Here is a 26,178-nt window from a genome sequence, read left to right on the forward strand (position 1 = left end):
AGTTCCCTAGATCAGGCCGCTGTTACGTAAATCGCCGTGCAGCGCCAGCACTTTCGCCATCAGCGTACCGCTGTTGTTGCTGCTGTCCGCGGTCAGCGCCATCCCCTGCTGGCTGACCACGCTGCCCTGATTATCCAGCGTGCCGCTGACCGTGGCATTCAGCCCGTTCTGCCCGAGCGCCGTGCCGCTGTTCAGCCACTCGCCGGTCGCCAGATCGAGCGTGCCGCCCTGCATCTGCCCGGCGTTGCTGAGACGATCGTTTTTCAGCGTGACCGCGCCGTTACTCAGCAGCAGGCCATTCTGCTGGTTGGTCAGTGTGCTGCCCGTGGCGGTCAGCAGGCTGGTGCCCTGCAGCGTACCGCTGTTGGTGATGTCGCTGCTGTTGAGCGTCAGGCTTTTCGCGGCCAGCAGGCCGCTGTTGATCAGCGCCTGCCCGCTGAGATCCAGTGAATTCCCGCCCGCCAGCGTCCCACTGTTGCGGGTGTTCTGTGTCTGCAGCGTCAGGGCATCATTACCCTGCAGGGTTCCTGTGTTATCGAGAGTGTCTGCCGTCACGCCGGTGGTGTTTGCTGCCACCAGCCCATTGTTGTGAATGCTGTCTGCCGCGAGGGTTAACTGCCCGTCGGCCAGCAGACGGCCGTTGTTGCTCAGGCTGTGGTAATCGCTGAACAGGTTAACGCCATTCAGTTCGCCGTCGCTGGTCAGCGCGTCACCGTGCAGATACAGGTCGCCATCGGTGGTGACAAGACCGCTGTTGTTCAGTTGCGGGATGGCAAGCGTCAGGTCTTTCGCAGAGTAGAGAGTGCCGCCGGCGAGGTTATCAAGCAGCCCGGTGTGCAGGTTCAGCGCCTGCGTGCCCTGTAACAGGCCGCTGTTGCTGATGTGCGTACTGCCAAGATCCAGCGTATCCGCCACCAGCGTACCGCTGTTGGTGAGGCTTTCCGGTGCGCCAAGCGTAATACGGGTCGCCGCTGATTTACCGCCGTGGTTCAGCGTTTTCGCCCCGACGCTGAGCGTCCCTTTCGCTGCCTGCGTGCCGTTCAGCGTGGCGCTGTCAGCCTGGAACGTCATGTCACCACCGGCAACCACTGTTCCCTGCTCGGTGAGGGTCTGCGCCTTCAGCGTGGCATTCCCTGCGGCATTGGCCTGGGTGGAAGCATCGCTGGTGAGCTGTTTCCCACCAAGCGACATGTCGCCGCCGCTGGTGAGCGAACTGCCTGCAAGGGTGGTGTTGCCCGCGCCGCTGAGCGTCAGTGTGCCGTCGGCGGCCAGCGTGGCGTGATCCAGCGCCACATCCTGCGCGGCCGTAACCGCGATATCGCCGCCCGCTTTGTGGCTGCCACTGAGGGTGACGCTGTCGCCTTTCGCCGTCAGAGCGCCGCTGGCAATGCTCTCTTTCACCACCATTTTGCCGTTCGCATCAAGCGTGATATCGCCCTGGCGTGCCGTCAGGTTGCCAAGGTTGACGCCGACGCCTTTCTCGGTGGAGACCAGGTGAATACGGTTGGCATACATGCCGCCGAGCGCGCCGGTATCCACCGCCACCACCGGCGCTGCACCCTCGCCAGCAATCGCTGTCGCCTTACCGCTGGCATCCACCCGATTGGCCCCGGTGGTCACGGTTAAGTCCTTCGCATGAATGGCGGCGTTCACTTCGGTGGCGCGGGAAATCAGCGCCAGCGCATCGCTGCCGCTGGCGTTCAGCCCCTGCCCTTCCACGGTGATGGTGCCTCTGGTCACTTCCAGTGCGGAGAGATTGCCCGCCGCATCGAATTGCGGTTTACCGGTAGTCAGGGTGGCGTTCGGCGTGTTGATAAACCCGCAGCCGTTACAGGTGATGCCGTACGGGTTGGCGACCATCACATTCGCCGCTTTGCCCGCCACTTCGGTATACCCCTGCAGCTGCGATCGGCTGCCGCCGGTCACTTCGTTGATAATGCCCTTCGCTTCCTGCCCGGCGCGCAGGTTCGGGTTGTTCTGGATAAGCCCGCCAAGCTGCGTCTGCGTCAGTTGCCCGGTGGCGTTATTGAGGATCAGCCCCTCTTTGCCGACGTTGTAGTCATTAAACTGGTTGTGCGAGATACCTGCCCCGTTCGGCGTGGCGATATTGACCACCGGCACGCCGTTGCCGGCTTTATCCATGCTGGCGCCGCCTGTCGGCGTGATGGCCGCAGCAAACGCGGGCGCTACCGGCTGCCAGACCAGCAGGCTGATAATCAACCAGCTGACAGCACGCTGGGAAAAACGAACCGGTTTGTCAGTCTTCATCGTCCTGATCCTTAAAACGTGACAGCAACGCGCCAGTTAACACTGACGTGATCGGGGCCGAGCCAGTCGGGGTAATGCAGCGGCGTGCCAACGGAGATCTGGCTGGCAAACCAGCGTCCGGCGCTGCCAAGCCCTGCTGACGCGCCCCACAACGTGCCGGAGGCGTAGCGATCGAGCCGGTCTTTTTCCAGCCATCCGCCATCCACCGCCGCCGTGGCGCTGATCTGCCCCAACAGGGGCAACGTGAACAGCACGTAATTGAGTTCGTTACGCCAGTAACCGCCGTTGTCGCCAGAGAGATACTGCTCTTTAAAACCGCGTACGGAGCTTTCGCCGCCGAGCGTCAGGCGTTCGCTACCGTAGAGCCTGTCCGGCGACCACTGCGCATACAGGCTGGTGAGCCAGACGATGTCGGCGCTGAACGGGCGCTGGAAGCTGGCGCTCAGGCTCCCTTTACGGAACTGCGCGCGGGGTTCATCGCCACTTTTGCCTTCGTCGGTTTCGGCGTTAAACCACGGCATGCCGTGGCTGAATGTCGGGTTGAAGGTCGCCACGCCGCCCAGTACTTTCTGCGTATGACTGATGCCCAGTTGCAGGCTGGAGAGATTGCGCGTGCTGCTGACCAGCGGCGCGTCGTTAAGCCAGTTGCGCGAGGAGCGCTGTGTGACGCCAGCGGTAAATGCGGTTTTGATATTGCCGTTGCGGAACACTACCCACGAACCGTTCAGGCGGTGCGTTCTGGTGTCACCGGTGGAGATCCACGGAAAGCCCTGATTGATAAGGGTGGTGCGGTAGTTGCTCCATGCATAGCTGTAGTCGAGCAGGCCGTAACCGTACGGCATGCTGAACCCGGCCTGAAAATTTTGCGCGTCATAGCCGGTGGCGAAATCGCTGCTGCGCCCGCCGCTCACCTGCCACTGTTCCGCCAGTCCCAGCAAATTACTGGCGGTCAGCGAACCATTTAACTGATCGTCACCGGTACTTTTCTGCCCGCTGTTATCCAGCGAAACCGAAGCACTTAACGGAAATTCCGGCGTGGCGGTTAAATTCACGCTGGAATAACCCGGTTCACTGTCGGGAACGATATCGATCTGCACCGGTTCGCGCCGCAGACGATTTATTTGTTCCATCCCCTGTTCGATATCCCGCAGATTAAGGATTTTCCCTTCCAGACCGGGGAAAACCATTTTCAGCATGCGCGGCGATTCTCCCTCCAGGCGGATATGACGTAATTTTCCTTCCAGCACGACAATGCGTAATTCGCCGTGCGATAAATCCTGTTCGGTGAGAAAAGCGCGGCTGGTAATATATCCCCGGCTGATATACCAGTCGGAAATCGCGGCAGCCAGTTCGGTTATTTTCGCCATATTCAGGCACTGGTTCTGCCAGGGCGCAGTCAGTTTCTGCTGCGCTTTTTCGCTGATAAGCGTCACGCCGGAAAGGGTAATGGTGTGAATATCAAAACAGGGGCCACCGGCCTGCGGGGCAGACGTACTCTGGCCTGAGCGCGGTAGCGTGGTGCTGCGCTCCAGTTCATCACGCTGCTGCTGGCTCTGACGAAGCAGCTGTTCCTGCTGTTGACGGACAGCGTCACGGTCTGCCGGAGATAATGGCGCCGCCTGTGCCGTAAACGCGAGTAATAAAAAAAGAGCCGAACTACGAATGTAATTCAACGGTGATGTCATCCCTGCCATAAAGCAAATTAATCAATAGGTGTATTTTAATTTTCTTTTTTAAGGATGTTACTAAAGACAAAAAATAACAACAATTAATACACCCGGAAAATAGCCATTACATTTGTGAGTTTGGCTTTGGGTGTGAATTTTATAGTGTGCTTATCCTGGCACGATAGATCCAATCTTAGCTATTCGTGCTGTTTTGGCACTAAAATAATTAACCAAAAATAAAACTTAACGAAAATTTCTTATAAAGATTTTAGTGTTGCTGCCGCTAATGAGATAACGCGACCCGGTGTTAAGAAACCTCGTCGGGCAATTTAATAAGCAAACGATTAATGCGCGTTAATTTTAATAATAGAGAAAGGGAAAACATGAAAATTCAGTTTTTGATTACCGGTGCCTTATCCACCGCATTGTTAGGCGGCTGCGCAACCAATACGACGTCACATGCAGTGACCGCAAGCAACGGCAGCAAAGTCGATGTCGCTACCATCTTCAGCCCTGCAGAAATGAACAATAATCTCTATCCTGACGTTAAATTGCGGGAAGTCTCCCCGGCACACTCCGGCACCGGAATGGGGCTTGCGGTTCTGGGTGCCGTACTCGGCGGCGGCATCAGCAGCAATTCGTTCGATAAAAATGTCTATAAAGGGAACACCATCGATACCCTGCCTGAACCAACCTCCCGCTATTTAGCGCCGAAAGCGGAAGCCAAAATTCACGACTGGCTGGAAAAAAATGGTGGCGGTTACGCTTACACGCAGCCTCTCTTTATCGCAGCGTCACAGTGGTCACTGATTTATACCGATATGTCGACCAGCAACAGCAATTACGATCTCACCTATCGGGTTAAATTTTACAAACGTCCGGAAGGCGGCAATGCATTCAGTCCTCATGTGATTGCTGAATGCGCACCGACGGTGAAAACCGCGCCGTTAAGCGACTGGAAAGCCAATAATTACGCGAAAGTGAGCGAAGAGACGCAGAAAATGATGGATGCCTGCGTACTTGAGCTGGAGAACCAGTTGCCTCGTCTGCTGAAAAAATAAAGGACCTGGGCGCAGGATATTTCACAGGGGATATCCTGTCGCTCACTGGCAAATCGCGCCGCACATCTGAAACTGAAAGCATAGTGCGTTTGCAAACGCGCGCATACATGATGAAGTGATAGCCACTCTCTTCCCGAAATAGTACGTTAAGAAAGACCTTAATCTGATCCGGTGAAAGAAACAGATCTCTTTCACCGGTGAAGATTAATTAACCCGTTAACGTGTTGCGCTATCAGGCATGTTGTGGAATCCGGAATACGCTGACCAGATCTTGCATGACTCTTGCCTGTTCGTTAAGCATTTCAGAAGCGGCAACCGATTCCTCTACCAGCGCGGCGTTCTGCTGGGTCGTGGTATCGATCTGCCCGATGGCGATATTAATTTGATGAACACCATCGCTTTGCTCAAGGCTGGCCTGCTCTATTTCCTTCAGAATACTGGTGACGCTATCGACATTTTGCACCAGTTCATCCATTTTTCCGTTTACCTGCCGCACCATCTCCAGCCCACGGACGCTTTGCTGCGTTGAGTTCTCGATCAGTGTCCTGATCTCCTTCGACGAATTGGCCGTTTTCTGGGCCAGATTGCGAACTTCCTGCGCCACGACAGCAAACCCTTTACCATGCTCACCCGCACGCGCCGCTTCAACAGCGGCGTTAAGTGCCAAAATATTGGTCTGGAAGGCAATGGAATCAATCAGATTAATGATGTCAGACATCTTATCCGCTGAGTTGCTGATGTTCTGGATCTCTTGCGTCAGCGAAGCCATCAATTTTCCGTTATCCGTCACCGCATTACTCGCTCTCGCCGAAAGTTGTGAAGCATTCGCCGTATTATCGCCAGTATTTTTTACCGTTGCGGAAATCTGTTCCATTGACGATGCAGTCTGTTCGATAGAACTGGCCTGCTCTTCTGTACGGGCTGATAAATCACGGGTTCCGGCCATAATTTGAGAAGCGCCGGTCGCAATATTTTCGGCTCCGCCACGTATTTCCGTGACAATTTTTATTAATTCATCCTGCATATGAGAAATAGCGCTGGTCAGTTGCCCGGTTTCATCTTTTGATGTCACCTTTATCTCTTCCCCAAGGTTGCCTGCGGCGATACGCGTAGCAGCCTCAACCGCATGTTTAATGGGAATAACAATAGCGCGTGAAATAATGATCGCCATGGTGGCGCCAAGAATCAGGCAAACTATCGCGATAATGATCATGACCATTTTTGACGTACTGTAATCATGCAAAAAATCAGTATATGACGATTGCATTTCATCTCGCTGAAGATTGATAAAGGTGTTAATTTTATCAATGTACTGTAATTCTTTTTCACGCGTATTATTTGTATATTCATCAATTGCTGAAACAGGATCTGATTGAATGTTTTGTATCACCTTATTACGCGACTGGATATAGAGTTTTCGCATGTCAGTAACATTGGCTAAAATCGCCTGGGACGCTGCATCGTCTGCCGCCGTGTTGAGTTGTTTATAGAGTTCGTTGATTTTTTCCGATCGTGAAGTCACTTCCTGCATTAACTGGCTTTGCTTTTGCGGATTTTTCTCTATTAATGCATTGAGAAACAGAATCGTTGATGTATTAACTTCTCTGATAAGATTATTACCCATTGCCGTGGTGGGATAATCCTCCGTGACAATTTTTGAGATCTTATTTTTAGCTTCATCCAGTCGATACAGCGCATTTCCGGCAATGAAAGCCAGTAACACGATCAGAATACCGAACGAAAAAATAATCTTATTTCTGATACTTATGCCTGTCGGCTTTACTATGGTAGCTTTGTTTTTCATTATCTTTCCTTAGTGAATTAATAAGCACACCAACTGCGCAATCGCAGATGGCATAGAAAAATATCGGCAGGATAATGATTTCTCTTAGGTATTGATCGGAATAAACTTAAAAAAACACTACTACGATAGGTGATAGCTATCAGAAGAGGGGCGATCGATCGTTTATTTATTTCTTATCGTTCGTCAATAAATAATTTAAAAATATCCCCATCAACTTATCCAAAAATATTGATGAATCGGAAGATGCTTTCCGATGTTTTGTAAGTAAAAAAAATAAAGTGAAATCTATCAGATTGCGTTTTATCTTGATTAAGAAGAATCGTAAACCCTGAGAAACTTGATGGTGTTTCTCAGGGTTGCGATATGTAAACTATTTATTACCTCATACTAAATTAAATTTTTGCAAGGTGTCATTAAGAGAAGCAATCGCGCTGGCAATTCCTTGTTGTTTAATCTCTTCACCTTTTGATGCCCCTTCCGCGCGAATAAACCCGACATCGCTGATTCCCAGAAAGCCAAAAAACGAAGCCAGATAGTTTTCCTGAAAATCCATGCTCTGAAGCGGCGTCTGATGGTAAAAACCACCCCGCGCTGATACAACGATAACTTTTTTATCTCCAGCCAGCCCAACAGGGCCAGAAGAGGTGTAGTTAAATGTTTTTCCCGGTTGCGCTATTCTGTCCAGCCATGCTTTTAGCTGACCGGGAATTGAGAAGTTATACATCGGTGCGCCAATGACGATAATATCACTGTCAAGAAATTCAGTGACGAGTTGTTGCGAAACTGATTGTTCACTTTTATCAAATGCTGTTTCAGCTACGGTGTAAGGTAATGGTCTGAACCCCGCAGCGATATCTGCTGTAAGGTGCTGAATTTCATTTTTTACAACGTCACGATAAATAACTTCACTATATTTCCCGCTGCCGGTGAGTTGCTTAACAACCTCGGATGATAAATGACGGGAAATGGAAGCATCGTGGTTAATACTTGAATCAATGTGTAGAATTTTCATCGCTATTTCACCTTTATTGACCAGACGGAGTTATTTCACGGGCGGCTTTATCTATCAATTCCGCCACCTTTTCCGGGTGGGATATCATCGACATGTGGCTGGCGTTGAGCCGGGTGGTATTAGCACCGATAGCGCTGGCGAAGCGTGACTGAACCGCAGGCCGAAGTGCATGATCGTTTTCAGTGACAAGGTACCAGGAGGGTTTGTTTCGCCATGCCGCCTGCGTAACTTTCTCTGAAAAAGCGCCCACTGCGATGGGCTGTTGGACAGAGGCCAATAACGCCGCCTTTTTCTGCGACACATCATTTGCCATAACGTCATGGAATATCTTCGGGTCATCCAGCCAGATAAAGCCGTTACTGTCTGCCTGCATCCCTTCCATCGGGGCTTTTAACCGCTGAAGTACATCAGCAGCAGATTCGTTGCTGTCTGGCACCAGTGCCGAGAGATAAAACAGCCCCTTAACATTTGCTGCATTTCCCGCTTCGGTAATAACGGCTCCGCCCCAGGAGTGGCCGACAAGAAGGACGTCTCCCTGCTGGCGTTCCAGCACTCTGCGGGTTGCCGCAACGTCATCCCGCAGCGAGGTCAGGGGGTTTTGCACAGCGGTAACATGGTAACCAAGGGACTGAAGGCGTGTTATCACCTCACTCCAGCTTGAGCCATCCGTAAAAGCGCCATGAACCAGGACAATATTTTTAATAGGGAGCTCCTCTGCATGCAGCCTGATGGAAAAAAAAACGATTAACCCGATGAATGCCAGGCGTTTTAAATTTCGTAACTGAAGGTACATATCCTCATCCGTTCTACAGTTTTTCAGCCTATCCGTGCAGCTCAGTGTAGGGCCGGATAAAGGGGGGTATGAAGTGTCTTAAATGACAGATATGATGCAAAATCTGACAACCTGTGGCGGATAAAAAATGCATATCGCACTTCTGGCTCTGCCTGGCAGCATGAAATCGGCTATTGCTGGGCTCTCTGACATGTTCTGGTTGGCTAACCAGGTCATCTCGCAAAGGCCTGGCCTTAATACCCACGCTGACGCTACGGCGCCCTGGTTCATGGTTAAAGTGATCACGCCAGACGGAAAACCGGTGGTTGACGCGCAGGGGCGATTGATTGAAAGCGACGGCGCGTTTAGCCACGCTGAGAGATTTGATCTGGTTATTGCCAGCGGTATGCGGCTTGATGCCGACAAATTCCCGGCGGATTTTGCGGCGGTAAAAGCGGGCGCAGCGTGGGTTAAACATCACTATCAGCAAGGAAGCATTGTCGCGGGCGTATGTGCGGGAGGGTTTGTGCTTGGCGAAGCAGGCGTGCTGAATGGCAGGATGTGCACAACAACATGGTGGCTTTTTCATACGTTGCGTGAACGCTACCCTGCAGCCAACCCCATATGGGGTAAGACGCTGGCGGAAGAGGGAAATGTTATTACCACCGGCGGTCCGTTATCCTGGGCGGATCTTGTCATTCATATTGTGCGAAAAAAACTGGGTAATGACGCAGCAAGAATGACAGCAGATATGGCCGTCGCTGACAGCCAGCCACTCTCACAGCATATTTACGCGCCCGGTGGATTTCTGAATTCGGTGCATCCATTACTTATCAAAGCCGAAAATATTGTTCGTTACCAAAACATCGCTATCTCCGTTGAGCAACTCGCCGCACAACTGAATATGTCTTCACGGACGTTGCACCGGAAAATGGGTGAATTGTCACAGGAAACGCCCAAAAGTTTTATCACCCGGGTGCGCATTGAAAACGCAGCCGTGTTGCTGGAAAAACCGGGCAAAACGTTAGCGCAGATTGCCGGCGAATGCGGTTACAGTGACGAAACGGCCTTTCGACGCGCCTTCATTAGCGTTATGGGCATGTCACCCGGCAGGTATAAGGAGTGGATTAAACAAAGAAGCGGCTTACAGCACCCCTGATACAGGATCTTTCCAGCCGCAGGAAGAACGGGTTTACGGCAGAAAAGTGAAAATTTCTCGATGGCTGGATATCCCTTTTCATGCTGATGTAAAAGGAAAATGAGCGCGGGGAAGGGAAAATTTCTCAGGCGGGTAGACAGGAGCCAGAAAAACAAAGGGGTTACCTTTCGGTAACCCCTTGTTTAATCTGGCGGAAGCGCAGAGATTCGAACTCTGGAACCCTTTCGGGTCGCCGGTTTTCAAGACCGGTGCCTTCAACCGCTCGGCCACACTTCCGGAATGAGGCGCACTATAAACATCCCCGGGTCGTCTGTAAAGCCTGAGAATGTTTGTTTGCCTGAAAAACAATCAAAAACGTGTTATTTGTCTGAAATATCAGCGTTATGATCGTTTATTCAGCACGCCTGCTGGCAAAACTTAGTGTTTCTTGATGTACAAATCTTTTGTCAGATAGACACCAAGACTGTCTGGCGCAAAACCACCCACCCACGGTTTCACCAGATGCGTACGCACGTAATGGTAGACCGGAATGGCCGGAACATCCTGGGCGAGGAGATCTTCCGCTTGCTGGTAGTATTTCCCGCGTTCGGCAACGTCCTTCGCTTTCGCCGCATTTTGCATCGCTTCGTCATACGCCGGATTGCTGTACTTGCTGGTGTTTTCGCTGTCGCCGGTACGGAAGTTATTCAGGAAGGTCGCGGCATCATCATAGTCGGCAATCCATGCATAGCGTACCGCATCAAAATTGCCGGTATGCATGGTATCCAGCATGGTTTTCCACTCCTGATTTTGCAGCTTCGCTTCCACGCCGAGGTTTTTCTTCCACATCGAACTGGCGGCAATGGCAATGCGCTGATGCGTCTCCATGGTGTTGTAAAGCAGATTGAAGCTCAGCGGATGCGACGCGTTGAACCCGGCTTCGTTAAGCAGTTTTTTCGCTTCGGCTATGCGCTTTTCACGCGGCCATGACGCATAATCCGGCGACGCGATTTTCACGCCGCCGATTTGCGGCTGGCTGATAACCCATGCCGGACGCTGCCCCTGCCCCATCACTTTATCGGCGATGATGTCCTTATCCAGCGCCATATTCAGCGCGCGGCGTACGCGCGGATCGTTAAACGGCGCTTTGGTGGTATTAAACTCGTAATAATAGGTCGCCAGTTGCGGTGAGACATGTACCTGATCGCCCAGCGTTTGCTGTAGCTGCGCGAACTGATTCACCGGAATGGTGTAAGTAATATCGATTTCACCCGCCTTGTAGCGGTTAACATCCGCTGTTTCGGCATTAATGGGCAGATAGGTGACTTTATTAATGACCGTCTGTTTGTTGTTCCAGTAGCGCGCGTTGCGCTCGGCAACGATGCGTTCGTTGACCACCCAGTCGGTGACCTTATATGCGCCGCTGGTAACGATGTGTTCCGGTTTGGTCCACTTATCGCCAAAGCGATTAATCAGCACCGGATCGAGCGGCACCAGCGTCGGGTTCGCCAGCATCGCCAGGAACGCGGCCGTTGGCTGCGTCAGCGTGACTTCCAGCGTTGAATCATCCAGCGCTTTTACCCCCAGCGTATCAGGCGATTTCTTGCCTAATGCAATCTCCGCCGCATTCAGAATGTGCATGTTGCCAGGATAGCTGGCGTAAGGCGATGCGGTTTTCGGATCGACCAGACGCTGCCAGCTCCAGACCACATCTTTCGCGGTGATGGCGGTACCATCTGACCAGGTGATGCCCGGACGCAAATGGAATACCCAGACCGTGTTGTCCTTGTTCTCCCATTTTTCCGCGAGGCGCGGTTCGATGGAACCGTCGTTCCTGACTGCCACCAGCCCGTCGAAGATATCGCTAATAATATTAAATTCGACGTCGCTTTCTACTTTCTGCGGGTCCAGTGAAGAGGGCTCGCTGCCATTGTTGCGTACTAGTTCCTGTTTTTCTGCCAGCACAGTCCCTGCTGGCACGGTTGCGGCAAACGCGCCACTGCATGCGCTCAGAATGCCGACAGCCAGGAGGGAAAGTGCAATATGATTACGTGGTTGTGGTTTCATGTCCTTTTCGCCTTATTCATTTATAGTATGCCGACGCGTTTACACTCTTAGCGCCCAAAGATTTATATAGCAATAGATTTCAGTGACATATAAGACACCGATATGGTTCTGCTTCACATTAATCCCTTTATTCTGGCTGGAGCTCATTTCGTCGCAGGAAATATTGTGCTGGTACCCTTGCTTTATGAGTAAAGATGGGTAAAACAACTTTGTTACAAAGCCAGTCTTTTCTAGACTCGGCAGACAATTACATCTGTCATAAGAGAGTGACTCATGGATCGTATTATTACTTCATCGCGTGACCGCAGTTCCCTGCTCAGCACGCACAAAGTTTTACGCAATACCTATTTTCTGCTTAGCCTGACGCTGGCGTTTTCCGCTATCACCGCCACAGCCAGCACCGTGCTGATGCTGCCTTCGCCGGGGCTGATCCTGACGCTGGTGGGAATGTACGGTTTGATGTTCCTGACCTATAAACTGGCCAACAAACCGACCGGTATTCTGGCGGCGTTCGCATTCACCGGTTTCCTGGGTTATATCCTTGGGCCAATCCTGAATGCCTATCTGTCAGCCGGTATGGGTGATGTGATCGGGCTGGCGCTCGGCGGTACTGCGCTGGTGTTTTTCTGCTGCTCGGCTTACGTGCTGACCACGCGCAAAGATATGTCCTTCCTCGGCGGTATGCTGATGGCGGGCGTAGTGGTTGTGCTGATCGGTATGGTGGCGAATATCTTCCTGCAGCTACCGGCACTGCACCTGGCAATTAGCGCCGTGTTTATCCTGATTTCCAGCGGCGCGATTCTGTTTGAAACCAGCAACATCATTCATGGCGGCGAAACGAACTATATTCGTGCAACCGTCAGCCTGTATGTCTCGCTGTACAATATTTTTGTCAGCCTGCTGAGCATTCTGGGCTTCGCCAGCAGAGACTAAACGGCACGTCTGTACAACAAGCCCCGCTTATGCGGGGCTTTGTTTTTTGCTACACTGCCGCCGTTGTTGGCTGACGTTGTGAAAAACTATGTTGATGTTTGAAGGCAAAGAAATTGAAACCGATAGCGAAGGCTATCTGAAAGATACCTCCCACTGGAGCGAAGCTCTGGCAGAGGTTATTGCGCAACAAGAAAGCATTACACTCTCCCCGGAACACTGGGAAGTGGTGCGCTTTGTGCGCGAATTCTATCTGGAATTTAATACCTCGCCGGCCATTCGCATGCTGGTAAAAGCGATGGCGAATAAATTTGGCGAAGAGAAAGGCAACAGCCGCTATCTGTACCGCCTGTTCCCGAAAGGCCCGGCAAAACAGGCGACGAAAATCGCCGGCCTGCCTAAACCGGTGAAATGTATTTAATAGCGGATGCCAAAGTTCGTCCATTCTCTGCCGGGTTGATGCGGTTCAGTCAGCACTCTGTCAACCCGGGCGCTGCGCGGCCCCCCCGCTTTCAGCCATGCCACCAGTTTGTCGACATTTTCCGCTTCTCCGCAAGCCACCACCTCGACACTGCCGTCGTCCAGATTACGTGCATACCCCGTTAGCCCCAGACGCTGAGCTTCATGCTGCGTGCTATAACGAAATCCGACGCCCTGCACCATTCCGTGTACCCAGGCAATTGTGCAAACTTGTGTCATCTTGTTCCCCTTTCTGTGCTGGCGCGTTGCATTTGCCCGGCGAACCCGTGACAATAGCGCCCATTTTCTTCAGTCTACAGAATAGCCGAATATGAGCGTACGTTTAGTGTTAGCCAAAGGGCGCGAGAAATCATTGCTGCGCCGTCACCCCTGGGTTTTCTCCGGTGCAGTCGCACGGATGGAGGGCAAAGCCAGCCTCGGTGAAACCGTTGATATCGTTGATCACCAGGGCAAATGGCTGGCGCGCGGAGCGCTGTCGCCTGCCTCGCAAATTCGCGCTCGCGTCTGGACGTTCGATAAAGATGAAAGTATTGATATCGCTTTCTTTACGCGTCGCCTGCAACAGGCTCAGCAGTGGCGTGACTGGCTGGCGCAGCGCGACGGGCTGGACAGCTATCGCCTGATTGCAGGGGAATCCGACGGGCTGCCCGGCGTGACTATCGACCGTTTTGGTAATTTCCTCGTATTGCAGTTGCTGAGCGCAGGCGCGGAATACCAGCGTCCGGCGCTTCTCTCCGCGCTACAAACCCTCTATCCGCAATGCTCTGTTTATGATCGCAGCGATGTCGCAGTTCGTAAAAAAGAGGGGCTGGAACTGACGCAGGGCCCTGTACTTGGTGAGTTGCCGCCTGCGTTGCTGCCCATCGAAGAGAACGGCATGAAGTTGTATGTCGATATTCAGGGCGGCCATAAAACCGGCTACTACCTTGATCAGCGCGACAGTCGCCTGGCGACCCGCCGCTATGTCGCGGATAAGCGCGTTCTGAACTGCTTCTCCTATACCGGCGGCTTTGCTGTTTCTGCGCTAATGGGCGGCTGCTGCCAGGTTGTCAGCGTGGATACTTCCCAGGAAGCGCTGGATGTGGCAAAGCAGAACGTCACGCTCAACAAGCTTGATCTGAGTAAAGCCGAGTTTGTCCGCGATGATGTGTTCAAGCTGCTGCGCAAATACCGCGATCGGGGCGAAACCTTCGATGTGATCGTGATGGATCCGCCGAAGTTCGTTGAAAACAAGAGCCAGTTGATGGGCGCATGCCGCGGTTATAAAGATATCAACATGCTGGCGATTCAGTTGCTGAACCCTGGCGGCATACTGCTGACATTTTCCTGTTCCGGTTTGATGACCACCGATTTATTTCAGAAAATCATCGCCGATGCCGCAATAGATGCAGGCCGTGATGTACAATTTATAGAACAGTTCCGTCAGGCCGCCGATCATCCTGTGATCGCTCCCTACCCGGAAGGGCTGTATCTGAAAGGGTTTGCCTGTCGCGTCATGTAACTTGAATTTTGGAGCCGCACCCTCATATCTGAGGGAACAGAAGGTTCCCGGGAGGTGACAATGATAGCCAGCAAATTCGGTATCGGTCAGCAGGTTCGCCATTCGCTGCTGGGATATCTTGGCGTGGTGGTCGATATCGACCCTGAATATTCACTTGAGGAGCCATCGGCGGATGAGCTGGCGGTAAACGACGAGTTACGCGCTCTGCCCTGGTATCATGTCGTTATGGAAGATGACGACGGCCAGGCGGTTCATACCTACCTCGCGGAGGCGCAACTCACCAGTGAAGTGATGGATGAGCACCCGGAACAACCCTCAATGGACGAACTGGCGCGCACCATCCGCAGACAACTTCAGGCGCCACGCCTGCGTAACTGAACATACCCCGCCGACTGCGGGGTATTTTTTTACTTCGCCAGGCCCAACCGGGGTATTTCAATCGCCGGGCAACGATCCATCACCACCCGTAATCCTGCCTCACGCGCCAGCACTGCCGCCTGCTCGTTAATCACCCCTAACTGCAACCACAGCGTTTTCGCACCAGCAGCAATGGCTTCCTGCGCCACACCCCAGGCCGCTTCCGAGTTGCGGAAGACATCCACCATATCGATTTTTTCCGGCACTTCCGCGAGCGTTGCATATCCCTGCTGCCCAAGCAGCGTTTTGCCGGCGACTTTTGGCGAAACGGGGATCACGTGATATCCCTGATCCAGCAGGTATTTCATAACGCGATAGCTCGGGCGGTCAGGCTTATCGCTTGCCCCCACCAGCGCAATAGTCTGGGTCGATTGTAAAATATCGGCGATCTCGGTTTCTTTCATGGTTTCCTCCGGGCGATTTCCCAAAGTGTACGTCAAACAGAGCCTCTCAACCATTTTCAGATTTTTTTATCTACTTCTCTTGCAGCATCAGGTGCTTCCAGTAATCTGTAGCGAAAATAACTGACGGGAACCGATGATGGAATCAACAACTCGCACCCTACCCGTGCGCAAACATATTGCACTGGTGGCACACGATCACTGCAAGCAATCGTTAATGAAGTGGGTAGAGCGGCACCAGCCAGTGCTGGCAAAACATGAACTTTATGCCACCGGCACGACCGGTAATTTGATTCAGCGTGCGACAGGTCTTGAAGTGAACGCCATGCTGAGCGGCCCCATGGGCGGCGACCAACAGGTAGGCGCGTTGATTTCAGAAGGGAAAATCGACGTATTGATTTTCTTCTGGGACCCGCTGAATGCCGTTCCGCACGATCCGGATGTCAAAGCGCTGCTGCGTCTGGCGACGGTCTGGAACATCCCGGTGGCGACTAACTTATCGACAGCGGACTTTATTATCGCCTCACCGCAATTCAACGACAGCGTCGACATTTTGATCCCGGATTATCAACGCTATCTGGCCGAACGGCTGAAGTAAGCACAGGCGGCAAAAGCCGCCTGTTGTCAGGGTTTTCTCGCCTGAGGAACATCCAGCGATTTGAGGATATCGACAAAACGCGACGGGTTTTCTTTATTAAACAGCAGCCAGACACGCTTACGCGCGCGCGTTAACGCCACGTACAGCAATCGCCGCTCTTCCGCGTCAGGAAACGTTTCTGTCTGAGGTAGCAGCGCCTGTTCCATAATCGACTCGCGCGCCGGAGCAGGAAAACCGTCCTGCCCCTCATCTAACCCCACCACGATCACATAATCTGCCTGCTGACCTTTACTGGCATGGATGGTCATAAAATCGAGCTGCAACTTCGGCCAGCGGGTTGCGGCCTTTGCGAGACTTTCCGGTTTACGGTGATGGTAACGCGCCAATACCAGGATGCGATCCTCGGGCGTCGCATAACCGCTGAGTTTATCCAGTAAGGCATCGAGTTGATCCTCAACCATCAGCGTTACCGCGTGTTTATCCCCAGCGGTCAGGCTGTTAAGCGGTTTCGCCAATTGCCACGGGTTTTGCTGAATAAAGCGATTTGCTACTTCACCGATGCGTGAATTGAAACGGTAAGTGGTATCGAGCGCACAAAGATCGCCCTCGCCAAAGTAGTCATGAAACGCGGTGGTCAGCGAAAGCTGCGCCCCGCTAAACCGGTAGATAGCCTGCCAGTCATCACCGACGGCAAACAACGTAGTCTGCGAGTTTTGTTTACGCAAAGCCGCCAGCAGCGCCGCTCGCTGTGGGGAAATATCCTGAAATTCATCCACCAGGATATGCTTCCATGGACTGATAAAACGCCCTTTCTCCAGCACATTGATGGCCTGATGAATCAGACCTGAGAAATCGACCGCATTTTCCGCCTTCAGCGCTGCTTTCCAGGCTTTTAATAGCGGAGCCATCAGCTTAATACGTTTACTGAACAGGTCACGTACCTCTTCTGGTGCATCGGCAATCATTTCAGCCTGCGCACCGCCATGCATTCGCATCAGGCCGATCCAGCGATCGAGGCGTGGTCCTATGCGGCGCTGAAGTTTGTCATTTTCCCAGAAATTGCCTTCCGGCACGTCCCAGGCCATCTCCTCTTCAAGCCATTGCCGCCAGCCTTTTGCCTGCGCCTTTTTCTCGTTGCACTGCTGACACCAGGTTTCCGTAAGCAGCGCCATGCGCGCGGCAGTGTCGTTCTCCAGTTCGCTCAGCACAGGCACTTTTTTACTGCCCTGCCGGATGATATACAGCGCCAGCGCATGGAAAGTCCGCGCGGTAATCTCTTCGGTATGCAGCCGTTCACGGATGCGCTCATCCATTTCCTGAGCCGCCTTGCGGCCAAAAGCTAATAGTAAAATCTGATCGGGAGCCGCCTCGCCGCGCGTAAGCAACCAGCCAGCGCGCGCCACCAATACGGAGGTTTTACCACTGCCGGCTCCGGCCAGCACCAGCAGCGACTGTTCGCCATTCACCACGGCTCGCGCCTGCGAAGGATTGAGCGGAGAACTTTCTATCTGCTCAAAAAAGGCGGCATATTGCGTGAGCATCGCCTCGGTATAGGCCTTATTATGCTGCGCCCTTCGTTCTTCAACATCGTTCAGCCATGCCTGGCACTGCTGCCAGAGCTCGCGGCAGTTCTCAAACTCCGTCAGTCGACTTACGGGCATCGGCAGCGCAGTAAACGCCTGCTGCAACTGCTGTTGTAGCCCGGTAAGCTGTTTGCGCGTCAGCCATTTTGCCCGATCGACACGCCCGGCAATCAGCTCAAGCTGTTCCGATAGCACGCCAGCCGCCACTTCGCTCATCTCCGCGCCCCATTTACTCCAGCGCTCATTAAGATGGTGATAAAAACGTTGGGTTTCGCTCCACTCCGTGCCGTGAAGACGCACCACTTTCTTATCGGCAAGCTGAAACTCCATCTCGCCCCAGACCAGCCCGCGTTTGCACTCAATTGCCAGCAACTGATTAAAAGGAATAAGGTATTCATGCCGGTCACCCGTGACTTTAATGCCCGCGTTCAGAATTATCGCGCGATCGTACGGATGCTGGGCTAACCGTTTTCCCAGTGAAGTCGCTTTCAGTTCCATGACTTATCGTTCTCAGCCTGTGACAATAAAAGCCAGTTTACCTGCCAGAGAATTGGCGCTCCAGTCCAAAAAGTCGTTACAATTGCCGGGATACACCACTCACAGGGTTGTTCTGAGGTTTTATGCGTACTGTTCTGAATATTCTGAACTTTGTTCTTGGTGGTTTTGCCACCACACTGGGCTGGTTGCTGGCAACCGTGGTCAGTATCGTGCTGATTGTAACGCTGCCGCTGACGCGTTCCTGCTGGGAAATCACGAAGCTCTCGCTTGTTCCGTGGGGAAATGAAGCGATTCATATAGATGAACTGGAACCTGAGCGCCAGAATAGCCTGCTGAACGCGGGGGGAACAGCTCTGAATGTCATCTGGTTTGTGCTGTTTGGCTGGTGGTTATGCGTCATGCATATTGCCGCCGGTATCGCGCAGTGCATCACCATTATCGGCATCCCGGTAGGCGTGGCGAATTTTAAAATTGCGGCGATTGCGCTCTGGCCAGTGGGTCGTCGTGTGGTTTCCGTCGAAACCGCCCGCGCAGCCCGCGAAGCTAACGCTCGTCGTCGTTTTCAGTAACCGGACCGAATGCCGCTATGTTAAGCCCTCTGCTTCGTCGTTACACATGGAATAGCGCCTGGCTGTATAACGTCAGAATTTTTATTGCCCTCTGCGGAACAGCAGCGCTCCCCTGGCTGCTTGGCGAGGTCAAACTGACCATCCCCTTAACGCTGGGCGTCGTGGCTGCCGCATTGGCCGATCTGGACGATCGCCTGAGCGGACGGCTGAAGAACCTGATCATCACGTTGATCTCCTTTTTTATTGCTTCTGCCTCCGTCGAATTGCTGTTCCCGTGGCCGTGGCTGTTTGCTATCGGGCTTGTCAGCTCCACCTGCGGTTTTATCTTGTTAGGCGGGCTTGGGCAGCGCTACGCCACCATCGCTTTTGGTGCCTTGCTGATTGCGGTTTACACCATGCTGGGGATTTCGCTTTTCGACCAGTGGTATCAGCAACCACTGCTGTTGCTGGCAGGCGCAGTCTGGTTCAATTTCCTGACGCTGGTTGGGCACCTTGTTTTCCCCGTTCGCGCTTTGCAGGACAACCTTTCACGCAGTTACGGACAACTGGCACACTACCTTGAACTGAAATCCCGCCTGTTTGATCCGGATATTGAAGATGAAAGCCAGGCGCCACTTTACGATCTGGCATTGGCGAATGGTCAGCTCGTCGCTACGCTCAACCAGACCAAAGCAACACTGCTGACGCGCCTGCGTGGCGATCGTGGACAACGAAGCACGCGCCAGTCCTTGCATTACTATTTTGCCGCGCAGGATATCCATGAACGCGCAAGCTCATCGCATATTCAATACCAGACGCTGCGCGAACATTTCCGTTACAGCGATGTGATGTTCCGCTTTCAGCGTCTGCTATCAATGCAATCGCAGGCCTGCGACAGGCTGTCAAATGCCATTCTGCTGCGAACGCCCTATCAACATGATTCACGCTTCGAACGTGCGTTTACTCATCTTGATGCCGCGTTAGATCGCATTCGCGCCAGCGGCGTAACGTCAGCCGATCATCTGAAAGCTCTGGGTTTTCTGCTTGATAACCTGCGCGCGATTGACGCGCAATTAGCTACGATCGAAACGGAACAGCCGCAGTCCCAGCTTCTGAATGAGACAGAAAACCAGTTAGCGGATGACAGCCTGAATAGCTTTAGCGATATCTGGTTGCGGCTGCGCAATAATCTGACGCCGGAGTCTGCGCTTTTCCGCCACGCTGTACGTATGTCGCTGGTACTGTGTGTTGGCTACGCATTTATTCAGATCACCGGTTTACAGCATGGTTACTGGATCCTGCTGACCAGTCTTTTCGTTTGCCAGCCCAACTATAACGCCACCCGCCATCGTCTGACCCTGCGCGTCATCGGCACGCTGGTAGGTGTGGCGATAGGTTTGCCGGTGCTCTATTTCGTTCCTTCCCATGAAGGGCAACTGGTGCTGATCGTGATTACCGGCGTACTGTTTTTTGCTTTTCGCACCGTGCAATACGCGCATGCTACGATGTTTATCACCCTGCTGGTGCTGCTCTGCTTTAATCTGCTCGGCGAGGGTTTTGAAGTAGCGATTCCCCGTATCATTGACACTCTTATAGGCTGCGTGATTGCCTGGGCGGCGGTAAGCTTTATCTGGCCTGACTGGCGTTTTCGCCACCTGCCACGCGTGACAGAGCAGGCTTTCGATGCCAACTGCCGTTACCTCGACGCTATTCTGGAACAATATCATCAGGGGCGCGACAACCGGCTGGCGTACCGTATTGCCCGGCGCAATGCTTATAACCGTGATGCTGAGCTGGCGTCGGTCGTATCCAATATGTCTTCAGAACCCGGTGCATCGCCTGAACTCCGCGATGTGGCATTCCGTTTACTGTGCCTGAACCACACCTTTACCAGCTATATTTCTGCACTTGGTGCGCATCGCGAGCAGCTCACCCATCCCGATATTTTGCGTCTGCTTGATGACGCCGTCTGTTATGTAGACGACGCCCTGCATCACCTTCCTTCTGATCATGCGCGCGTACAGGAAACGCTAAGTTCCCTGTCGCAGCGCATTAAACATTTAGATCCGCGCCCGGATAGCAAAGAGCCGCTGGTCCTTCAACAGATAGGCCTGCTTATCGCATTATTGCCGGAAGTTTGCCGTCTGAAAAGCCAACTGGTTCAGTGAGGATTGGCCGTTTTCTTCATCACAATAGTGAACCACTCCATCAGTTCCTGGCGCGTCTGCGCCGGGAGCGCCGCTTCGTGCAATCCAGTAATAGCGCCTTCCAGCGCCAGAAGAATTTTCACCCCCAGATGGCAATTCGCTTTCCGCAACCTGAGCCAACTGGCCTTTGCGCCAAGAAGACGCAACGTCTGTACATCCATAATTCCGACATCACGAAGCTGCATTTCGAGCTGAAACGTCAGATTAGGGAGATCGCGAAGACGTTTCCGGGCGCTGCGCTGCACTTTTTCACGCCGTGCAGCATCGAGAGAATATGCCGAAAGTTCCAGCAGCATAGGGCGATCGTTCCATAATGCCTGATCCACAAAGTAGTAATTTAACGAAACCTCCCGTCCACGTTTGTTGAATACTAAAAGTGGCGCATGGTGCGTTATTGCATATTGAGCGCTTTGTTCACAGGCCCGCAGATAAAGCTCTCCTTCGGCCACCATTGCAAAAACCGTGTCATCCACCGACAAGCTATAACCGCCAAAATGCGCACGGTGACGAATTTCGCCAAGCGATGTGAGACATTCACATGATTGATATATACGCTGATAAGAAAGGTCTTCCATGATTTTTTCCTTATAAATCACACAGTAAAGCCACTACAATGTTAGCTGTTTCGTTAGGCAGGAACATAGGCAACTGTGGACGGGACAGCAAGCGAATTTTTCGTTGTGCGGTAAAGACAAAACAAAAATGCGAGATAGTTTCAGAAATTGAGGTTGATCTTTGAACATTCAGGGGTTACTGTATGTTTATACAGTAACTCACAGAGCTGGATTGATTATGTACACTTCAGGCTATGCTAAGCGTTCAACGACATTCGATTCCGCACTCACTACGTTAAATCATGCTGACTCCTCCCGCGGAGCGTCCGGGCTTATTAGCGAAGTGGTTTATCGCGAAGATCAGCCAGGAATGACACAGCTTCTTTTATTGCCCTTGTTGCAGCAACTTGGCCAACAGTCCCGCTGGCAGTTATGGCTTACGCCACAGCAGAAACTGAGCCGTGAATGGGTGCAATCCGTTGGTCTGCCACTCACCAAGGTGATGCAGGTTAACCAGCTTTCACCTTGCCTGACGCTGGAATCAATGATCCGCGCATTACGCACCGGGAACTATAGCGTCGTAATTGGCTGGCATGCGGAAGAATTAACCGAAGATGAGCACCACCGTCTGGTGATGGCAGCAGAAGAAGGCAACGCGATCGGCTTCGTTATGCGTCCAGTACGCCATGATCCCCTGGCTGCGAGACAGCATTCCGGGATAAAAATTCACTCAAATTTGTATCATTGAGTAAATTTAAGAGTATTCCTGGGATTATTTTTGCCTGAAGGTTGCTTTTGCATTTTATCCGCAAAATACAGCGACAAAGCCTGCGTGGCGCGCTTTTCAGCTTAATTGCATCGGACAAAATAACAGCGGAATTGTTAAATATTGTGTATACAAAGCCTTTTTTTTCATATGCCTGACGGAGTTCACACTTGTAAGTTTCCAACTACGTTGTAGACTTTACATCGCCAGGGGTGCTCGGCATAAGCCAAAGATATCGGTAAAGATATCTGTTGAATAGTTAGTGAGCAACGCCCCCGGTGAAGGATTTAACCGTGGCATCTCTGAGAGATAACCATGGCGATTTTTGGATGATAACGAGGCGCAAAAATGAAAAAGACAGCTATCGCGATTGCAGTGGCACTGGCTGGTTTCGCTACCGTAGCGCAGGCCGCTCCGAAAGATAACACCTGGTATGCAGGTGGCAAACTGGGTTGGTCCCAGTATCATGACAAAGGTGCGGTATGGCAGAACGATGGCCCGACCCACGAAAGCCAACTGGGTGCTGGTGCGTTCGGTGGCTACCAGGTTAACCCGTACGTTGGTTTCGAACTGGGTTATGACTGGCTGGGCCGTATGCCGTACAAAGGCGACACAGTTAACGGCGCGTTCAAATCTCAGGGCGTTCAACTGACTGCTAAACTGGGTTACCCGATCACTGACGATCTGGATATCTATACCCGTCTGGGTGGTATGGTATGGCGTGCTGATGGTCAGAGCAACCAGGGCTTCAAAGATCACGATACCGGTGTTTCTCCGGTCTTCGCTGGTGGTGTTGAGTATGCACTGACTCGTGATATCGCTACCCGTCTGGAATACCAGTGGGTTAACAACATCGGTGACGCAAGCACCGTTGGTGCTCGCCCGGATAACGGTATGCTGAGCGTAGGCGTTTCCTACCGTTTCGGTCAGCAGGAAGATGCAGCTCCGGTAGTTGCAGCTCCGGCACCGGCTCCGGCTCCGGAAGTGCAGACCAAACACTTCACCCTGAAGTCTGACGTTCTGTTCAACTTCAACAAAGCAACTCTGAAACCGGAAGGTCAGCAGGCGCTGGATCAGCTGTATGGTCAGCTGAGCAACCTGGATCCGAAAGACGGTTCAGTAGTGGTTCTGGGCTTCACCGACCGTATCGGTTCTGACGCTTACAACCAGGGCCTGTCCGAGAAACGTGCTCAGTCCGTTGTTGATTACCTGGTCTCCAAAGGTATCCCGGCGAACAAAATCTCCGCACGTGGTATGGGCAAATCCAACCCGGTTACCGGCAGCACCTGCGACAACGTGAAACCACGCGCAGCGCTGATCGATTGCCTGGCACCGGATCGTCGCGTAGAGATCGAAGTGAAAGGCAGCAAAGACGTTGTAACTCAGCCGCAGGCTTAAGTTTACGTCTTAGCAAAAACCCCGCCAGAGTGCGGGGTTTTTTATTGCCTGAAATTCTGTCACGTCTTAGGGAAAACTCACTCTTTACCTAACAGCGCCTGCAAATCATGTTTCAGTGTGGACATCTGCGAAGCATACTTCTCTTTATGTTCCGCGTCCTCAATCAGTTGTACAATCGTTTCAGACAGTGTTTTCCCCCGCCGCTGCGCCAGCCCCGCAAGTCGTTGCCAGACGACAAACTCCAGGTCGATTGACTTTTTACGCGTATGCTGGTGCTCCGCGTTAAAATGCCGTTTACGCCTGGCACGGATAGTCTGTTTCATTCGGTTAACCAGTGCCGGATTGATATGGAGACCAATCCATTCATTCACCTGTACCGGCTCATTTTCGAGGGTCAACAATACATCGACGGCTTCCTTCGCAGCACTAGCTTCTATATAACGCGTGATCAGTTCCCCTTCACGGTGCTTTTTAACCAGATACTTCCATTTCCAGCCGCTTTCGAGATTTTCCAGTTGTTGATATTTCATTGCTCTCTCAACGTTACCGTGTAACTCAGTTCAGAATATCAGTTTTTTGTCACTCTGCTTAAAAGAAATCATCCGCTGTGAGCTATCATCCAGCTTCGCATCGCGAAAGCGCGTAATCCCGGTGTGTTAAAGAAGGGTTTACGGTATAATCTCGCCTTTTACACCAGACCAAAAAAACGACTTTGACCATTACAAAACTTGAATGGAACGACCTGGTTCCTGATACTGAAAGCTATCAGGAAGTTTTTGAATCGTCCGGATCAGCGCACGAAGCGGTCTTCTCGCTGGCCGATACGCAACCCCGATTACAGTACGCGCTGGAGCAACTGCTCTATCCGCAGGCGACGTCACGCTTTTTACTGGCAAAAGCGCCAGAAGAAGCTGAATACCTGGCACTTATTGCCAGCGCTACCGGAGAAATGCTCCCTCAGGACCGCCCGCTTGTCGGGGGGCAATACAACATCAACGGCTCATCCGTAAGTTTCGACCCGGCAACCAGTGCGCAATCTACTTTCACGGGAAGTAAGCCTGTAGCAATTGCTGAGTGGATCGAAGCGGAGCAACTGTTTGGTTGTTTGCGTCAGTTCAATCATGAAATTACTTTGCAGCCTGGTCTGGTACATCAGGCAAACGGCGGCGTGCTAATCATTTCCCTGCGCACGTTGCTTGCGCAACCGCTGCTGTGGATGCGTCTGAAAACAATGGTGTATCAGCACCGTTTTGACTGGATCTCCTTCGACGAATCTCGCCCTCTGCCGGTAAGTATCCCGTCTATGCCGCTGGATCTGAAAGTCATTCTTGTTGGAGAACGCGAATCGCTGGCTGATTTCCAGGAGATGGAGCCCGATCTGGCCGCCCAGGCAATTTACAGCGAATATGAAGAAACGCTGCAAATTGTGGATGCCGAAACAATGGGAGCCTGGCGTCAATGGGTCGAGCAGGTTGCCCACAGCGCTCAGCTCCCCTCACCCGGTACCGATGCGTGGCAGCCGTTAGTTCGTGAAGCCGTGCGCTATACCGGCGATCAGGAGACGTTGCCGCTCTGCCCATTATGGCTGGCGCGCCAGTTGAGGGAAGTCGCGGCGACAACCACAGGCGCAACGTTCAGTGGCGAAGAACTTCGCTCGATGTTTGCTCAACGTGAATGGCGCGAAGGATTCCTCGCTGAACGGATGCAGGACGAAATTCTGCTGGAACAAATTCTCATCGAAACCGAAGGCGAACAGATTGGTCAGATCAACGCGCTGTCAGTCATCGAGTTTCCTGGTCATCCACGTGCTTTCGGTGAGCCTTCACGTATTAGTTGCGTCGTTCATGTCGGTGACGGCGAGTTCAACGATGTTGAACGCAAAGCCGAACTGGGCGGCAATATCCACGCGAAAGGCATGATGATCATGCAAGCGTTCCTGATGGCGGAACTGGAGCTGGAACAGCAGCTTCCCTTCTCTGCCTCGCTAACCTTTGAGCAATCTTACAGCGAGGTTGATGGCGACAGCGCCTCTATGGCGGAGCTGTGCGCTTTAATGAGCGCCCTTGCAGAAGTGCCCATCAATCAGAGTCTGGCGATCACTGGCTCCGTGGATCAGTTCGGTCGTTCACAGCCGGTTGGCGGGTTGAATGAAAAAATCGAAGGATTTTTCGCCATTTGCCAGCAGCGGGAGCTAACAGGTAAGCAAGGGGTGATTATTCCGTCAGCAAATGTACGTCATCTCTCGTTGCATCAGGAACTGCTGGACGCGGTTCAGGCACAACAATTCTTTATCTGGGCCGTAGACGATGTTCGTGATGCGCTACCTTTATTAACAGGCCTGCCGTGGGAAGCTGAAGGACAAAACAACCTCAAGCAACTCATTCAGGAACGTATTGCACAGGCGACGCAACAGGATGCACGCCACCGTTTCCCGTGGCCGCTGCGCTGGTTGAATTGGTTTAACCAAAACTGATCGGACTTGTTCAGCGTACACGTGTTAGCTATCCT

General features: G+C 52.5%; 23 protein-coding genes and 1 tRNA gene. 12 read left to right on the forward strand and 12 right to left on the reverse strand.

Annotated features, from left to right (window positions below; all coding sequences use genetic code 11):
* Positions 1 to 6: 6 nt before the first annotated feature.
* Positions 7 to 2,268, reverse strand: coding sequence for a filamentous hemagglutinin N-terminal domain-containing protein (locus DK872_RS27905; RefSeq protein WP_304598727.1), 2,262 nt, complete (start codon positions 2,266 to 2,268; stop codon positions 7 to 9).
* 11 nt (positions 2,269 to 2,279) lie between these two features.
* Complete coding sequence (locus DK872_RS02345; protein ID WP_007374261.1) at positions 2,280 to 3,953, reverse strand: ShlB/FhaC/HecB family hemolysin secretion/activation protein; 1,674 nt, start codon at positions 3,951 to 3,953, stop codon at positions 2,280 to 2,282.
* A 365-nt stretch (positions 3,954 to 4,318) separates the two neighbouring features.
* On the opposite strand from DK872_RS02345, the gene DK872_RS02350 reads away from it, so the two are divergent.
* Positions 4,319 to 4,996, forward strand: a complete 678-nt coding sequence (locus tag DK872_RS02350; RefSeq protein ID WP_161517993.1) for a hypothetical protein — start codon at positions 4,319 to 4,321, stop codon at positions 4,994 to 4,996.
* Positions 4,997 to 5,228: 232 nt separating this feature from the next.
* Here DK872_RS02350 and DK872_RS02355 read toward each other — a convergent pair whose 3' ends face one another.
* The 3 genes from DK872_RS02355 to DK872_RS02365 form a co-directional block, all read right to left on the reverse strand.
* A complete protein-coding gene (locus DK872_RS02355; RefSeq protein WP_007374259.1) occupies positions 5,229 to 6,800 on the reverse strand; it encodes a methyl-accepting chemotaxis protein in 1,572 nt (523 codons plus the stop codon).
* Between the two features lie 382 nt (positions 6,801 to 7,182).
* The gene (locus tag DK872_RS02360) at positions 7,183 to 7,812 is read right to left on the reverse strand and encodes an FMN-dependent NADH-azoreductase (RefSeq protein ID WP_161517994.1); all 630 of its coding nucleotides are present in this window, start codon (positions 7,810 to 7,812) and stop codon (positions 7,183 to 7,185) included.
* Positions 7,813 to 7,825: 13 nt separating this feature from the next.
* A complete protein-coding gene (locus DK872_RS02365) occupies positions 7,826 to 8,605 on the reverse strand; it encodes an alpha/beta fold hydrolase (RefSeq protein ID WP_161517995.1) in 780 nt (259 codons plus the stop codon).
* A 127-nt stretch (positions 8,606 to 8,732) separates the two neighbouring features.
* Here DK872_RS02365 and DK872_RS02370 point away from each other — a divergent pair, with 127 nt between their 5' ends.
* On the forward strand, positions 8,733 to 9,743 hold the full coding sequence (locus DK872_RS02370) for a GlxA family transcriptional regulator (RefSeq protein ID WP_161517996.1): 1,011 nt from the start codon (positions 8,733 to 8,735) through the stop codon (positions 9,741 to 9,743).
* A 188-nt stretch (positions 9,744 to 9,931) separates the two neighbouring features.
* Here DK872_RS02370 and DK872_RS02375 read toward each other — a convergent pair.
* A tRNA-Ser gene (locus DK872_RS02375) sits at positions 9,932 to 10,019 on the reverse strand.
* A gap of 141 nt (positions 10,020 to 10,160) precedes the next feature.
* On the reverse strand, positions 10,161 to 11,789 hold the full coding sequence (locus DK872_RS02380; protein WP_007374197.1) for an ABC transporter substrate-binding protein: 1,629 nt from the start codon (positions 11,787 to 11,789) through the stop codon (positions 10,161 to 10,163).
* Positions 11,790 to 12,062: 273 nt separating this feature from the next.
* On the opposite strand from DK872_RS02380, the gene yccA reads away from it, so the two are divergent.
* Entirely contained in the window at positions 12,063 to 12,722 is a 660-nt protein-coding gene (yccA, locus tag DK872_RS02385; protein WP_007374196.1) for an FtsH protease modulator YccA, read from the forward strand.
* Positions 12,723 to 12,810: 88 nt separating this feature from the next.
* Positions 12,811 to 13,140 (forward strand): sulfurtransferase TusE, encoded by a 330-nt coding sequence (tusE, locus tag DK872_RS02390; RefSeq protein WP_007374195.1) that lies wholly within the window; start codon positions 12,811 to 12,813, stop codon positions 13,138 to 13,140.
* Here the strand turns inward: tusE and yccX are convergent.
* A complete protein-coding gene (gene yccX, locus DK872_RS02395; RefSeq protein ID WP_007374194.1) occupies positions 13,137 to 13,418 on the reverse strand; it encodes an acylphosphatase in 282 nt (93 codons plus the stop codon). The two genes, tusE and yccX, sit on opposite strands and share 4 nt — an antisense overlap.
* A 91-nt stretch (positions 13,419 to 13,509) precedes the next feature.
* Between yccX and rlmI the strand changes: the two genes are divergently transcribed.
* A complete protein-coding gene (rlmI, locus tag DK872_RS02400) occupies positions 13,510 to 14,700 on the forward strand; it encodes a 23S rRNA (cytosine(1962)-C(5))-methyltransferase RlmI (RefSeq protein ID WP_161517997.1) in 1,191 nt (396 codons plus the stop codon).
* 60 nt (positions 14,701 to 14,760) lie between these two features.
* A complete protein-coding gene (gene hspQ, locus DK872_RS02405; protein ID WP_007374192.1) occupies positions 14,761 to 15,078 on the forward strand; it encodes a heat shock protein HspQ in 318 nt (105 codons plus the stop codon).
* A gap of 29 nt (positions 15,079 to 15,107) precedes the next feature.
* Here the strand turns inward: hspQ and DK872_RS02410 are convergent, their stop codons facing one another.
* Positions 15,108 to 15,521: a CoA-binding protein gene (locus tag DK872_RS02410; protein WP_007374191.1), complete on the reverse strand. Its 414-nt coding sequence runs from the start codon at positions 15,519 to 15,521 to the stop codon at positions 15,108 to 15,110.
* Between the two features lie 136 nt (positions 15,522 to 15,657).
* On the opposite strand from DK872_RS02410, the gene mgsA reads away from it, so the two are divergent.
* Positions 15,658 to 16,116 (forward strand): methylglyoxal synthase, encoded by a 459-nt coding sequence (gene mgsA / locus DK872_RS02415; RefSeq protein ID WP_035885840.1) that lies wholly within the window; start codon positions 15,658 to 15,660, stop codon positions 16,114 to 16,116.
* A gap of 26 nt (positions 16,117 to 16,142) precedes the next feature.
* On the opposite strand, the gene helD is transcribed toward mgsA, so the two are convergent.
* Positions 16,143 to 18,197: a DNA helicase IV gene (gene helD, locus DK872_RS02420; protein WP_072438584.1), complete on the reverse strand. Its 2,055-nt coding sequence runs from the start codon at positions 18,195 to 18,197 to the stop codon at positions 16,143 to 16,145.
* Positions 18,198 to 18,319: 122 nt separating this feature from the next.
* On the opposite strand from helD, the gene DK872_RS02425 reads away from it, so the two are divergent.
* Complete coding sequence (locus DK872_RS02425) at positions 18,320 to 18,766, forward strand: YccF domain-containing protein (RefSeq protein ID WP_007374188.1); 447 nt, start codon at positions 18,320 to 18,322, stop codon at positions 18,764 to 18,766.
* 17 nt (positions 18,767 to 18,783) lie between these two features.
* Complete coding sequence (gene yccS / locus DK872_RS02430; protein ID WP_071920578.1) at positions 18,784 to 20,913, forward strand: YccS family putative transporter; 2,130 nt, start codon at positions 18,784 to 18,786, stop codon at positions 20,911 to 20,913.
* Here yccS and DK872_RS02435 read toward each other — a convergent pair.
* Positions 20,907 to 21,527, reverse strand: a complete 621-nt coding sequence (locus DK872_RS02435) for a TfoX/Sxy family DNA transformation protein (protein ID WP_007374186.1) — start codon at positions 21,525 to 21,527, stop codon at positions 20,907 to 20,909. The genes yccS and DK872_RS02435 overlap by 7 nt on opposite strands.
* 217 nt (positions 21,528 to 21,744) lie before the next feature.
* On the opposite strand from DK872_RS02435, the gene sulA reads away from it, so the two are divergent.
* Both sulA and ompA read left to right on the forward strand, forming a co-directional pair.
* Entirely contained in the window at positions 21,745 to 22,254 is a 510-nt protein-coding gene (gene sulA, locus DK872_RS02440; RefSeq protein WP_007374185.1) for an SOS-induced cell division inhibitor SulA, read from the forward strand.
* 366 nt (positions 22,255 to 22,620) lie between these two features.
* A complete protein-coding gene (ompA, locus tag DK872_RS02445) occupies positions 22,621 to 23,670 on the forward strand; it encodes a porin OmpA (protein ID WP_007374183.1) in 1,050 nt (349 codons plus the stop codon).
* 77 nt (positions 23,671 to 23,747) lie between these two features.
* Here ompA and matP read toward each other — a convergent pair whose 3' ends face one another.
* Positions 23,748 to 24,200: a macrodomain Ter protein MatP gene (gene matP, locus DK872_RS02450; RefSeq protein ID WP_007374182.1), complete on the reverse strand. Its 453-nt coding sequence runs from the start codon at positions 24,198 to 24,200 to the stop codon at positions 23,748 to 23,750.
* Positions 24,201 to 24,382: 182 nt separating this feature from the next.
* Between matP and DK872_RS02455 the strand changes: the two genes are divergently transcribed.
* A complete protein-coding gene (locus DK872_RS02455) occupies positions 24,383 to 26,143 on the forward strand; it encodes a Lon protease family protein (RefSeq protein ID WP_161517998.1) in 1,761 nt (586 codons plus the stop codon).
* Positions 26,144 to 26,178: the final 35 nt, after the last annotated feature.

It is taken from the genome of Kosakonia sp. MH5, assembly GCF_009935945.1.
Lineage (GTDB): Bacteria > Pseudomonadota > Gammaproteobacteria > Enterobacterales > Enterobacteriaceae > Kosakonia > Kosakonia radicincitans.